This is a genomic window from Pseudogracilibacillus amylolyticus (SeqCode) (genome assembly GCF_051918545.1).
GTDB lineage: Bacteria > Bacillota > Bacilli > Bacillales > Amphibacillaceae > Pseudogracilibacillus.
Genome location: NZ_JBPPZG010000119.1, coordinates 1 through 12,601, shown reverse-complemented (window position 1 = coordinate 12,601; position 12,601 = coordinate 1). Strand labels below are relative to the sequence as shown.

Here is a 12,601-nt window from a genome sequence, read left to right as displayed (position 1 = left end):
GGTTGATTGGAGCCGGAGGGCAGTCGACTCCTGCGGGAAAAGCACGTGTCTGAAGACTCAGAAGCAGTGGGTTTCTGCTTCGGAGGCTGAAGCCGTGCCCGCGGAAAGCGTACTACCCGGAGGCGGAAATCAACGGTGCAGTAGCTAGGTTGATCGATAAATTATCAACTTAAGTTATGTCACGGTTTATGGATAAAGTGTATAAAAGCAACGAAATGAAGAATCCGAACTAATACAAATTTTGCTTGAAAAAATTTGTATTAAAGTTCGGATTTCATTATGAGTAAAAATATTTTTGTTCAAGTCTCATTTAAAATATTTTATTCAAACTCAATCAGTAAATCATTTACTGAAATTGCGGCACCATCATTTACGTGAATTCGTTTTATTACTCCTTTAAACGGAGCCTGGATTGTCGTTTCCATTTTCATCGCTTCTGTAATTAGTAAGTAATCACCTTTTTCTACTTTATCTCCTTCAGCACAGAGAATTTTTACGACAGTACCCGGCATTGTAGCACCTATCTCTTTCGGGTTCTCTTTATCCGCTTTCGGTAGTTCAACTACTTGCGAAGTAATACTTTTATCCCTAATAATAATTTCACGAGATTGACCATTTAACTCAAAGTACATTACACGTGTACCATCAGAACGAGGTTCCGAAATCGAAACAAGTTTGATGAACAATGTTTTCCCTTGTTCGATTTCTACTTCAATTTGTTCACCAAGACGCATGCCGTAAAAATATGTTGGTGTATCCAATACAGATACATCTGCATATGTGGTCGTAAAGTTATGGTAACTCATAAATACGTCTGGGTAAAGTGCATAAGCAATCACATCAAAACTCGTTACTTCTCTACCAAGTTTATTATATAGTTCTTTTCGTAGTTTATCAAAATCTACTGGTTCTAGTAGCTGCCCTGGTCTGACTTCTATTTTTTCTCTTCCTTTTAAAATGATTTGTTGTAATTTTTCAGGGAAGCCTCCATAAGGTTGTCCTATATCCCCTTGGAAGAATTCAATAACAGAAGCGGGGAAGTCCATAAATTCACCACGTTCATAAATATCGTCTACAGTTAAATTGTTTTGTACCATAAATAGGGCCATATCTCCAACAATTTTTGATGATGGAGTTACTTTTACGATATCACCGAATATATCGTTTACTGTCCGGAACATTTTCTTTACTTCATCCCAGCGCTCCTCTAAGCCAACAGCTTTTGCTTGTTGCTGTAGATTACTGTACTGACCACCAGGCATTTCGTGAAAATACACTTCTGTATGCGGATATTTCATGCCACTTTCAAAATCTTGATAGTATTCACGAATTCCCTCCCAATACGTTGAGAGTTCTTCATAATGGTCAATATTTATTTCTGGCTGGAGTTTTGTTCCTTCTAGTGCATGATATAAAGACTGAGCGCTAGGTTGTGAAGTAGAACCAGACATCGATCCAGCTGCTACATCGACTACATCGACTCCCGCTTCAATCGCACGTGAATACATATAAATACCATTTCCACTTGTATCATGTGTGTGTAAATGAATCGGAATATCTAAAGAGTTTTTCAGTTCTGTTACTAATTGATAGGCAGCTTCTGGTTTCAGTAAACCGGCCATATCCTTTATTCCTAAGATATGCGCTCCAGAAGCTTCTAAATCTTTTGCCAGGTTCGTATAGTAATTTAAATCATACTTACCGCGACCTTTATCGAGTAAATTTCCAGTATAACAAATAGATGCTTCTGCAATTTTCCCACTATTTCTAACCGCTTCGATTGCTGGTTTAATTCCTTCTAGCCAGTTTAGACTATCGAAAATTCGGAAAACATCGATTCCTGCCTTTGCGCTTTCCTCCACGAATGAAAATAAAACATTATCCGGATAGTTTTTATATCCAACTGCATTACTTGCTCGTAATAACATTTGGAATAACATATTGGGCATTTTTTCCCTTAAACTTAAGAGCCTTGTCCATGGGTCTTCTCTTAAGAAACGATAGGCAACATCAAATGTAGCTCCTCCCCACATTTCAACAGAGAATAATTCAGGTAAAAGACGGGCAGTTGGCTCGGCGATATTCTCCAAATCCTTTGTTCTTACTCTAGTTGCTAAAATTGATTGGTGTGCATCTCTAAAAGTTGTATCTGTTAGCAATACTTTTTCTTGTTCTTTTAACCAGTTTGCAACATATTCTGGACCATGTTCATCTAATAATTGTTTTGTTCCTTTTGGTATTTCTTCCAGATGGTTAACATGTGGAATATGTACCGAAGAAAAAATCGGCTTTTGTTTTTTTGGAACACCGTCAACACCATTGATCGTCATATCACCGATGTACGTTAATAATTTCGTTCCGCGGTCTTTTCGTTTTGGAAACACGAAAAGTTCTGGCGTGTCATCAATAAAGTTAGTATCGTTTTTTCCTGTAACAAATTTTTCATGCAAAATTACATTTTTTAAAAATGGTATATTCGTTTTAATACCTCGAATACGAAATTCTTTTAAGTTCCTCACCATTTTTTGGGCAGCCTGTTCAAATGTTAATGCCCAAGTAGAAACTTTTACTAATAAGGAATCATAATAAGGAGAAATTTCGGCTCCTTGATATCCATTACCTGCATCTAATCTGACTCCAAACCCACCACCTGAACGATATACCATAATACGACCTGTATCAGGCATAAAGTCATTTAATGGATCTTCCGTTGTTACACGAGATTGGATCGCATATCCAATTGTCTGGATGCCTTCTTGTTCGGGAATTCCCACCACTGGATCATGAAGTGTACGTCCTTCAGCGATCTTTATTTGCGATTGGACAATATCAACACCAGTTATCATCTCTGTAATCGTATGTTCCACTTGGACACGTGGATTTACCTCGATAAAGTAAAATTCATCACCAGTTACTAAAAACTCAACCGTTCCAGCATTGATATAGCCAACATTTTTAGCTAATTGTACGGCAGCATCGCAAATCCGGTCTCTTAATTCTGCGGACAATGAAATACTTGGGGCAACCTCGACAACTTTTTGATGTCTTCTTTGTACGGAACAGTCTCTTTCGTATAAATGAACAATATTACCTTGTTCATCTCCTAGAACTTGTACTTCAATATGTTTTGGTTTTTCAATAAATTTTTCAACGTAAATTTCATCATTCCCAAATGCAGATTTTGCTTCAGAACGTGCACGATCGTAGGCTTCTGTTAACTCGCCTTTATGATGAACAATTCGCATTCCACGTCCTCCCCCACCAAGAGAGGCTTTAATAATAATCGGGTAACCAGCTTCTTCTGCAAACTTTTCTACTTCGGAAATCGATGATACCGGACCATCTGAACCCGGGATTATTGGAAGACCAGCATTTATTGCTTGTGTTTTCGCTTTCACTTTATCCCCGAACATATCTAGATGTTCGCTTGTAGGACCAATAAAAATAATTCCTTCTTCTTCACATCGTTTTGCAAAATGAATATTCTCCGCTAAAAACCCATAACCCGGATGGATAGCGTCTACCCCAACATTTTTCGCGAGTTCAATAATTCCTTCAATATCTAAATAAGCTTCAATCGGACTTTTACCTTCACCGATTAAATATGATTCATCCGCTTTATAGCGATGCAGTGCACTTGAATCTTCTTTGGAATAAATAGCAACTGTACGTATATTAAGCTCAGTACAAGCTCTAAAAATTCGAATTGCAATTTCTCCCCTATTTGCTGCTAAAACTTTGTTAATTTTTCTTAAATTGGCCATGTACTTCCTCTCCTATGTTTATACGTATTTATTTCCTCTGTTTCAATTACTTTTGGTTCCTGTTCTTTTAAATGAACAGTTCTTGCTATATTATTTAAGATCCCCATTGAGATCATTAAAACGAGTAACGAAGAGCCACCATAACTAATAAAAGGCAATGTAACACCAGTAATGGGTAATATTCCACTGATTGCACCTAGATTGACGATCGCTTGAATAGCAACCATAGATGAAATACCAATTGCCATTAAAGAACCAAAGCTATCGGTACATTTCTTAGCAATAAATAGTCCTCTAAGTGTAAGTACAGTGAATAATCCAATGACAATGACAATTCCAAAAATACCAAGTTCTTCTGCGATTACTGCCATAATAAAATCTGTATGTGCTCCCCATAGATAACCTAGTTTTTGAATACTTTGTCCTAACCCTTCACCGCTAAGGCCTCCGTTGCCTATCGCTAGATAAGACTGAATTAGATGATACCCTTCCGTTTCAGGGTTTAAAAAAGGTTGATACGCTCCAGTTACCCGAGATATTCTTGTTTCAGTAATCATTTTCGGTAAAGCTATAATAACACCGACTGCGCTAATCGATAATAATAACGCAATATGCTTCAATCGTATACCTGCACTAATGATAACTACACTAGCAATTATTAATGTTATTGAAGCAGTTCCAATATCCGGTTGTATTACAATTAAACCAATCATTAAAAAAGTAAGTAACAACGGTGGAAAAACACCTTGCATAAAATCTTTTATATACATTTGTTTTTTCGAATAAACAGATGCTAAATAAATAATTAATGCCAATTTAACAAATTCAGATGGTTGGATATTAAACCCTAATATTTCAATAGATCTTGTCGCATTATTAGCTGTTTCCCCAAATAAAAGAACAGAAATTAATAAGATCCCACTAAAAATAATTATTAACTTTGTAAGTTTCTGATAATATTTGTAAGGAAAAAAACAACAAATAACAAAGCCGATTAATGCAATGATGAACCATTGAATTTGCTTATAAAAATAATATGTACTTTCTAATCCATCAACAACTGCCGAGACCATGCTTGCACTGTAAATCATCATAATACCGAAACCGGCTAGCAGTAGTGGAACTATGATTAACGTATAGTCATAGCCTTTTAGTTTCTCTTTCACTCATAACACCTCATGCATTTAAGACTGCTTGTACATCTTGTACATATTAAATTATATGGTAAGTTCTTAATAAATGCTAGAGCATTATTTATTTTAAATAATAACGTTACAGGAAAATTAGATTAATTCAAAGGGTTTTTTGTATTTTTCACAATTTGTTCACATTTTTAATGGGAAATAGATTATTTTTGGAGTGAAAAAAGAGGATTTTACATTAAAAAAACTTTGCCAATTAAAAAGAGCAAAGTTTTAATAAGTATTTATTATTTATTAAACTCGATTGTATTTTTCGCAGATTCGTGGAGTATATTTAATTTCCGTTCCAAGTTATCAAGTAATTGACGACCCTCAGCTTCCGTAATTAAATCTAGACGTACGGCAAAGTCTATTTCACGTGATAAACCAAACATTTGTGTATCAAGAACTTCTTCATATAACGGACATTGTGGTGTCATTAAGTTATCTATTTGAACTTCGATAAGTCTTAAAATTTTATCGGCATCAGCTTTTAATAGCGCATACGCCTTTTCACGCTGATCCATTGTTATTTGAGGCATTTGTGTCTTCCCTCCGTATCACATTTTGACATGTAAACCTATAAATGTGGACATCGCTCTCTAAAATAATAGTATCGTTATATGCAGTAAAATGCAAATAGTAAACAAGTTTTTTGCCCTTAATATATTATTTATGGTTTAGTCGTAAAGATTATTTCAAGTATGTTTTGAATATCATTTCTTAATAGCTCCTTATTAGTGAAAAACCATGTCGTTTTTGTTATTCTAAAGAAAGACATTACAAAAGAGGTGTAATTATGATAGTACAAATTAAGGGAAATGTTCAGTTTCCAATTACATTAGATCCAACTGTTTGGATTTTTGATGATCGAAAAATTATTTTAGAAGAAGCTTTCCAAGAACGAACTGAAACAGAGGAAGAAGATAAACTAAAAAAAGCTTCTGAATTATTTAATCAAGAAATCTATTCACAAACAAAAATCAAACCACCGGTAAATAAAAGTATTAATCGATACGAGAAAGAAAAAGCTTTAACCAATTCGTACGTAATGCCGATTAAAGATTTTATAAAAACAACCGAAATCAATGATGAAGCTAAACGAGTAATTTTAAATACGAATGAAGATGATGTCATAATAGATGTTGAGCAGCTTAAATCAGCATATTTCGTTTTCGCAATCAAAGGGAAACCTTTGAAAGAAGATGGACCTGTACACTTAATCTTTGGTGATGGTTCCAACAAAGATAACCCTATTAAAGGGATTCATCAAATTATTGTCGAATAATAATATTTTAAAAGGCCGAAACAAGCGTTTCAGTCAAGTTGAAGTCCGAACTAAATTTAGTTCGGATTTTTCTTTTGGCTAATTTATTAAACGATGTTGCCAGTTACCATCAACTGTGCAGTAAAAATAGCAACCGTCCTACCGCTACGGAAATACACTGCGCTGGGTGTTATTGGTAAATATCTCTGCACAGTTTGTTACAACTGCCTCAATAGTTGATTGGAGCCGGAGGGCAGTCGACTCCTGGTCGGCTAAAAGCGGTCACGTCCTGGCGCTACGCTTTCGTCCCACCGTAAAGATTTGTCGCAACACCTGGGACTCCGCTAAATGCTCGCTCCACCGTAAAGATTTGCACTTGCACGTCCTGTGTAGCGGAGGCCGTGCCCATACGCCCTCCTAATTACGGTAATGAATAAAGGCTATTCATACCCCAACTTGCTGCGCATTTGCGATTACAGTAACGAATAGTAGTTAATCATTCCCCAACTTGCTGCGCATTTGCGATTAACAGTAACGAATAGTAGTTAATCATTCCCCAACTCGCTGTGCATTTGCGATTACGGTAACGAATAGTAGTTAATCATTCCCCAACTCGCTGTGCATTTGCGATTACAGTAACGAATAGTAGTTAATCATTCCCCAACTCGCTGTGCATTTGCGATTACGGTAACGAATAGTAGTTAATCATTCCCCAACTCGCTGTGCATTTGCGATTACAGTAACGAATAGTAATTAATCATTCCGGCCGTGCCTAAGGATGCGCGAACTGCATGGAAGAGGAAATCAACGAAGCTGTTACTAGTTTTTAAATTTTCATTGCTGCACAGTATCCTTCAACTACATATTAAGGGTTCCGATCAAAGAAATTATATCAACCTCAACTCTCTATCCGCTATTGTTCGACTCCCGAGTGGAACGCTACATGTATGTCTCTTTATTTTCTAAAAAAGTAAAATTACTTAGTAAATGAATTTTTTGTATAAAAGGAGTTTTTTTACTAACAATATTATTAAAGATGTGTACTTTTAGGCAAAGGAGACTAAAAAATGAATCGTTATTTGTTTCCACTATTAATAATCACAGGGATTATCTTAGCAAGTTGTAATCAAAATAATGCCGCCCCTCCAAGAGAGCAACCAAATAATCAGATACATGTAGAACAATCTAGTTACGAGGAAAATCCAAATCTCGACAATCAAGAGATCGCTTCCCACTTAGCGACTATTGCAACGGAAGTACCCGATGTAAAAGATGCTGCCGCAGTAATTGCAGGACCATATGCCGTTGTTGGAATCGATATTGATGAGTCTGTAGAAAGGCAACGAGTAGGTACAATTAAGTACTCTGTAAATGAAGCTTTACAAAAGGATCCTTACGGGAAAACAGCAGTAGTCGTAGCAGATGCCGATATGACCGTGCGAATTCGTGAAATGGGTGATAAAATCCAACAAGGCTATCCGGTAAGAGGCGTTGTAGATGAATTAGCGGAAATTGTTAGTCGCTATATGCCAAGTTTCCCTGTACCCGAACATCGCCCGCAAGATGAAGATGAAAATAAACAAAAAGTCCCTGAAGATGAACGACAAAAAATTAAAGACATTCAAAGGGATCAATCAACTCCAAAATGAAAATAAGGTGCTTATTTTAAGCACCTTATTTTAATCTGATATTTTTTTCGATAATTCTTCCATTTCATCCTCTGCTAGTTCATTAAAATACTGAACTCCGAATTGGGATCCTTCTGAAACCATTTTTGCATTTTCCAATTGTGTCCGATCTCTACTGTCTAATTGATCTGGCATCCCTGCTTGGATATAAGGATTCATGGTCGTTGTTTTAGCCGAATCTTCATTTTTATTTTTTATTAAATAACTTACACCAATTGTTGCTGCTGCACCAACAAGTGGAAGGATATACCTTTTTTTCATAATTTATCAGTCCTCTCAGTGAAAAATGGTTTTATGTAGTTATAGAATACCCTGTCCCAATTTTTATAAACATTATGTTATAGTGGATTTATATAATAATTTAGAGGGTGAATATGGTGCATGTGCAATGTGCAATATGCGATAAAATTGAAAGTATTGAAGACAATTCATTGCTTGCAAAACGCTTAATCAATCGGAAAGCACATTCCTATTTATGCAATGCTTGCAATGAAAGAATTGCTCACAAAACAAACGAACGCCATGGAACAGGGAAATTTAATCTGTACAATTCAAAAAAGAACAATGGAAAAAAATAATTTAAAAAGAGGCTGGGACATAACTAGCCAAAAATAGTTAAATAAAAAGGTTCCAAGCTATAAAAAATTTGCTTGGAACCTTTTTTGTGGTTTTTTCCTTCTTCCGCCACCACTTTACCATTCATGCGGTGTTTTTTCTCAAGTTCTTTTATTGTTTCGCTTTGCGCTCTTTATGTAATCTATATCGGTAAATTCCAAGTACAACCGATATTATAATAAGCGTTTCAGTCATCGGAAATTTTACTAGGCTAAAAAATGTAATAATGATAACTCCAATTGCAAGTAAAATATAAACAATCGCTGATTTTAATAAAGGTAATTCTCGTGCAAAGCCTAATTTATAAGCAATTATACTTAGAATAAGATTTAAAATATAGAAAAACCAAATAATATTATTCGTACCAAAATTATCGACGTAAAAATTAAAAATAACTGAGCCCATGTTTTCCCCCGCTAAAATTATCATTGTCAACTACTTACTATACTAAATCTTTAGCTTACATACCATCAATTATGTTTAGTTTTTAGATAAAATATTATATACTTATCATGAAGCTTGGTTTGAGCGAGCTTAATTTAAATAATTTCAAACTACAGTTGTATATAGTTTATTGTTACTAATCAAGAGGTGTTAAAAATTGAAAAAAATTAATTTTCCAATGCTACTACTTGCAATGCTAGTAGTACTTATGTTTTGTTTGGTTGGAGTAGCAATGGCTTATCAGAATTATCTTTTAATCATTCTATTTGTACTCCTTGGTTTCGGTTTCATGGGATTCGGCATATACCAAAAAAGAAAAAGTGACTATTAGGTCACTTTTTTGCTTTCATTAAATAATCGATGAGTGTTTTTTGAATACTTGGGTTGCAAGTTACAATAGAGGTTCTATCTAACATCCCAACCTCATCCCCCATAATATTCGTAGTCACACCACCAACTTCTTGTACAATTATTTTACCCGCAGCATAATCCCACGGTTCTAACCCCATTGTTATGTAAGCTTCTGCCGCTCCTTCAGCAACATAAGCAAATTCCAGAGCTGCTGATCCATATGTTCTTGTCCCACGGACATCTTTAATTAATTGCTGCATCACTTTTTCATCAACTAACCGATTTTCAGTTAACCAATAATGATTGAGGAAAATAATGGAATCATGGATTGATTTGTTATTATCTAAATGGGGTAGTCGCTCATCATTCTTATATGCCCCATTGTTTCGCATCGCACTAAACAAATTATTTCGCATCACATCGTAAATAAAACCGATTTCTCCAACACCTTGTTCGTAAATTCCGATAGAAATTGCAAAGTTCTGCTTTTGATTTACAAAATTCATCGTACCATCAATAGGATCGATTATCCAAACTGTACCAGAAGTATCTGCTAACTTATCACCATATCCTTCTTCACTTAATAATAAATGTTCTGGATAGTGTCGTTTTATTTTACTAGCAAAAAAAAATTCCACTTTGCGATCCATTTCCGTAACTAAATCTTTGGGATTGGATTTTGTATTAATAACAAGTGGATCATTAATTTTGTGGCGAATAAAAGAACCAGCTTCAAGCATCCAAGATCGGACTCGATTAAACAAAATTTCTCGTGTAATTACATCCATGCATTAGGCCTCCGTTTATCGACATTAACAGGTTTGTATCTATTCTTTAATCATTATGCTGTTAATGTACGATTCCGCAAGCTCACTGTCACACTGATTTAGTATGGTAGAGCTTTTTAATAGTAATTACAGATTATTGTAACAAATTTTAAAGTAATAATCATTGTTTTCGCTAGAAGGAGGTCTTTTTATTTACTATTTGATAAAGTCTTCATTTTTTTTACTAAGTTTCCTAATTTCACTTTTGATTTTTTTATCTCTTCTTTGTTCTCTGCTTGCATGGCATCAAACAGTGTTACAAGTTCATAATCAATCTCCATACGAACTACAGACATCATTTGACGGTTCTCTTTTCTTCTAACCTGCTCGATTACATACTTCATAACACTCACATCCTTTGTAGATAGTATTATCTATATGATGTTTTTTACATTTTGTGTGTACTTCAAATACCTATCTATTGTATTTTATTAATTTTATTCCCTTTCTTCTTATAATATTCATTCCCATAAAGAGGGAGTTATAAACTTGAAAAATACATTGGGTGTAAGTTTTGGCTAGTGCCTAAATTGCAATGAGGTTGAGATAAGTTTTTCATTAAAATCCGAACTATGGCATTGCAATGACTCGCTTCGGAAATATACTTCACTTTCACCGCAGGCTTAAGAAAGACATCTGGGACAACCACTGTATCTGTTCAATCTGCGCTATCGCTTGCTTTCACATCACTATCTCCTTTACCGTCTGGTGGCGACTGAGAATCCAACATACAGAACGTACAAATGTCGATGATGTCACAAATTTTTACGTTAGGAAGAATGTTAGTGTGATTCCGGGACGTGATTCTTTAGTCGAGTCTACGTATATTCCTTACGCTAGACTGATGTGTTGTTCGTCTAATCATTACTTGTTTTAGTTCTGGTCCTGCCTCATTCAGATAAAAAAACAACGCTACTTGAGCGCTGTTTTACATTCCCCATTTTTTACGGATTGTCTCCGCCTCATTTATAATCGATTGAATGAGTTCTTCTACAGAAGGTATATCATTTATTCTCGCAGCACCTTGCCCTGCCCAACCAAAACCTTCCTCCTTCACTCCGTCATGGATATAACGTTTATTTGCTTTACCGCTAATATAATCTTTTAACCCGTCATAACCAGCTTGCTGCTTCTCTAATTCCAATATTTTGTCTGGCCAGCTACCTTTTAGAGCTCGTGCAGGGGCACCAATTGATCGCTTAATAACAACTGTCGCCTCTTCATCCGCATCCAAGATTTCTTGTTTATACGCTTCATGCGCATGGACACACTCTTTTGTTGCAATAAATCTTGTTCCCATTTCAATTCCATCTGCGCCAAGAGCAAATGCAGCCATGAGACCTCTACCGTCAACGATCCCACCAGAAGCTAATACTGGGATCGATACATGATCTACAACTTGTGGCGTTAATACTAGTGTCCCTGTATCACTGCGACCAATATGGCCTCCACCTTCTTGACCAACAACCATGACGGCATCCGCCCCTAGTTCTTCCGCTTTTTCAGCTTGCCTTCTTGCCGCTACAAGCACTAACGTTTTAATATTGTTACCGCTTACTAAATCGAGTACACCTTTTGGATTTCCACCGGTTACAGAAATGGCTGGAACTTTTTCTTCCACTGCAACTTGAACCATTTCTTCATAAGGTCGTCTTCCTCCCCCTATTGCAAAGTTTACTCCAAAGGGTTGATCCGTCATCGTTCGAACACGCTTGATTTCTTTTCTTAGCTCATCAGGACCTGGTAAACTCATTGCCGTAATTTGCCCAAGTCCGCCAGCATTTGAAACAGCTGCTGCAAGATCTGCATAGGCTAAATGAGCCAAACCACCTTGAACAATTGGATATTTCACATTAAAAACTTGCGTAAAACTCGTCTCCCAATTCATATTATGTACTCCTCCAAAATGATTAATTTAATCTTTATCGTATAATAATCAAATCAATTTGGCTAACAATTAATTCTGTATATACAAAAAGAGCTATACTTAGATTTAGTATAACTCTTTTCATTACTAATTTTATTTAGATTTTTTCTTTTTATTATTACAATTTGGACATGTACTATATAATTTCGTCACTTTTTCTTCTTCATAATAATTAATAACTTCCTGACATTGTTGACAAATAATGATCCCCAAACTAGCCAACTCCTCTTAAATAATTAATTTAGATGTTGAAGTTAATTCTATTATAGTATGACACATTCGGGAAATCAAGCCTTAATTAGTATAACACATTAAAATATTATGTTATTTAATTGAATTGTAACATTTACTTGAGATTCCCACGGCTAAAGCCGCTAGCTCCAAACCCAAAGGTTTGAACGAGTGGGATTCTTGCATGACTTACCGTTCGCAATCCATTTCTGTTTTGAACAGCCTGCAAGTTAAGGGGCATCTCATTGCCCCGCCCCGTCTTGTTCCACCAATCTTTGATAGGCGTGTACCAAAACGGGCGGTGTC

General features: G+C 35.7%; 13 protein-coding genes. 4 read left to right on the top strand and 9 right to left on the bottom strand.

The features are described 5' to 3' along the window. Positions 1–320 precede the first annotated feature (320 nt). The 3 genes from pyc to ACPYKA_RS13210 form a co-directional block, all read right to left on the bottom strand. Entirely contained in the window at positions 321–3,764 is a 3,444-nt protein-coding gene (gene pyc / locus ACPYKA_RS13220; protein WP_479542724.1) for a pyruvate carboxylase, read from the bottom strand. Then, positions 3,752–4,930: an FtsW/RodA/SpoVE family cell cycle protein gene (locus ACPYKA_RS13215; RefSeq protein ID WP_479542723.1), complete on the bottom strand. Its 1,179-nt coding sequence runs from the start codon at positions 4,928–4,930 to the stop codon at positions 3,752–3,754. Before ACPYKA_RS13215 ends, pyc begins: the two co-directional genes overlap by 13 nt. A 263-nt stretch (positions 4,931–5,193) precedes the next feature. Then, on the bottom strand, positions 5,194–5,487 hold the full coding sequence (locus ACPYKA_RS13210) for an Fpa/YlaN family protein (protein WP_479542722.1): 294 nt from the start codon (positions 5,485–5,487) through the stop codon (positions 5,194–5,196). Between the two features lie 257 nt (positions 5,488–5,744). Here ACPYKA_RS13210 and ACPYKA_RS13205 point away from each other — a divergent pair, with 257 nt between their 5' ends. Further along, on the top strand, positions 5,745–6,233 hold the full coding sequence (locus ACPYKA_RS13205) for a hypothetical protein (RefSeq protein WP_479542721.1): 489 nt from the start codon (positions 5,745–5,747) through the stop codon (positions 6,231–6,233). A 1,046-nt stretch (positions 6,234–7,279) separates the two neighbouring features. After that, complete coding sequence (locus ACPYKA_RS13200; protein ID WP_479542720.1) at positions 7,280–7,861, top strand: YhcN/YlaJ family sporulation lipoprotein; 582 nt, start codon at positions 7,280–7,282, stop codon at positions 7,859–7,861. Between the two features lie 30 nt (positions 7,862–7,891). Here the strand turns inward: ACPYKA_RS13200 and ACPYKA_RS13195 are convergent, their stop codons facing one another. Then, on the bottom strand, positions 7,892–8,161 hold the full coding sequence (locus ACPYKA_RS13195; protein WP_479542719.1) for a hypothetical protein: 270 nt from the start codon (positions 8,159–8,161) through the stop codon (positions 7,892–7,894). Positions 8,162–8,274: 113 nt separating this feature from the next. Between ACPYKA_RS13195 and ACPYKA_RS13190 the strand changes: the two genes are divergently transcribed. Beyond that, positions 8,275–8,478, top strand: a complete 204-nt coding sequence (locus ACPYKA_RS13190; protein ID WP_479542718.1) for a YlaI family protein — start codon at positions 8,275–8,277, stop codon at positions 8,476–8,478. Positions 8,479–8,626: 148 nt separating this feature from the next. Here ACPYKA_RS13190 and ACPYKA_RS13185 read toward each other — a convergent pair whose 3' ends face one another. Continuing rightward, positions 8,627–8,920 (bottom strand): YlaH-like family protein, encoded by a 294-nt coding sequence (locus ACPYKA_RS13185; RefSeq protein WP_479542717.1) that lies wholly within the window; start codon positions 8,918–8,920, stop codon positions 8,627–8,629. A 196-nt stretch (positions 8,921–9,116) separates the two neighbouring features. Between ACPYKA_RS13185 and ACPYKA_RS13180 the strand changes: the two genes are divergently transcribed. Then, entirely contained in the window at positions 9,117–9,290 is a 174-nt protein-coding gene (locus tag ACPYKA_RS13180) for a DUF5325 family protein (protein WP_479542716.1), read from the top strand. Between the two features lies 1 nt (position 9,291). Here ACPYKA_RS13180 and ACPYKA_RS13175 read toward each other — a convergent pair whose 3' ends face one another. The 4 genes from ACPYKA_RS13175 to ACPYKA_RS13160 form a co-directional block, all read right to left on the bottom strand. Next, positions 9,292–10,098, bottom strand: coding sequence for an inositol monophosphatase family protein (locus ACPYKA_RS13175; RefSeq protein ID WP_479542715.1), 807 nt, complete (start codon positions 10,096–10,098; stop codon positions 9,292–9,294). Positions 10,099–10,286: 188 nt separating this feature from the next. Further along, complete coding sequence (locus ACPYKA_RS13170; RefSeq protein WP_479542714.1) at positions 10,287–10,481, bottom strand: hypothetical protein; 195 nt, start codon at positions 10,479–10,481, stop codon at positions 10,287–10,289. A 584-nt stretch (positions 10,482–11,065) separates the two neighbouring features. Continuing rightward, entirely contained in the window at positions 11,066–12,025 is a 960-nt protein-coding gene (locus ACPYKA_RS13165; protein WP_479542713.1) for an NAD(P)H-dependent flavin oxidoreductase, read from the bottom strand. Positions 12,026–12,157: 132 nt separating this feature from the next. Further along, complete coding sequence (locus tag ACPYKA_RS13160; protein ID WP_336260174.1) at positions 12,158–12,277, bottom strand: GapA-binding peptide SR1P; 120 nt, start codon at positions 12,275–12,277, stop codon at positions 12,158–12,160. Positions 12,278–12,601: the final 324 nt, after the last annotated feature.

Bases quoted from the DNA above. Each gene is read 5' to 3' on its own strand.
- pyc (WP_479542724.1), bottom strand. From the start codon at position 3,764: ATGGCCAATTTAAGAAAAATTAACAAAGTTTTAGCAGCAAATAGGGGA.
- ACPYKA_RS13210 (WP_479542722.1), bottom strand. From the start codon at position 5,487: ATGCCTCAAATAACAATGGATCAGCGTGAAAAGGCGTATGCGCTATTA.
- ACPYKA_RS13205 (WP_479542721.1), top strand. From the start codon at position 5,745: ATGATAGTACAAATTAAGGGAAATGTTCAGTTTCCAATTACATTAGAT.
- ACPYKA_RS13200 (WP_479542720.1), top strand. From the start codon at position 7,280: ATGAATCGTTATTTGTTTCCACTATTAATAATCACAGGGATTATCTTA.
- ACPYKA_RS13195 (WP_479542719.1), bottom strand. From the start codon at position 8,161: ATGAAAAAAAGGTATATCCTTCCACTTGTTGGTGCAGCAGCAACAATT.
- ACPYKA_RS13190 (WP_479542718.1), top strand. From the start codon at position 8,275: ATGGTGCATGTGCAATGTGCAATATGCGATAAAATTGAAAGTATTGAA.
- ACPYKA_RS13185 (WP_479542717.1), bottom strand. From the start codon at position 8,920: ATGGGCTCAGTTATTTTTAATTTTTACGTCGATAATTTTGGTACGAAT.
- ACPYKA_RS13175 (WP_479542715.1), bottom strand. From the start codon at position 10,098: ATGGATGTAATTACACGAGAAATTTTGTTTAATCGAGTCCGATCTTGG.
- ACPYKA_RS13170 (WP_479542714.1), bottom strand. From the start codon at position 10,481: ATGAAGTATGTAATCGAGCAGGTTAGAAGAAAAGAGAACCGTCAAATG.
- ACPYKA_RS13165 (WP_479542713.1), bottom strand. From the start codon at position 12,025: ATGAATTGGGAGACGAGTTTTACGCAAGTTTTTAATGTGAAATATCCA.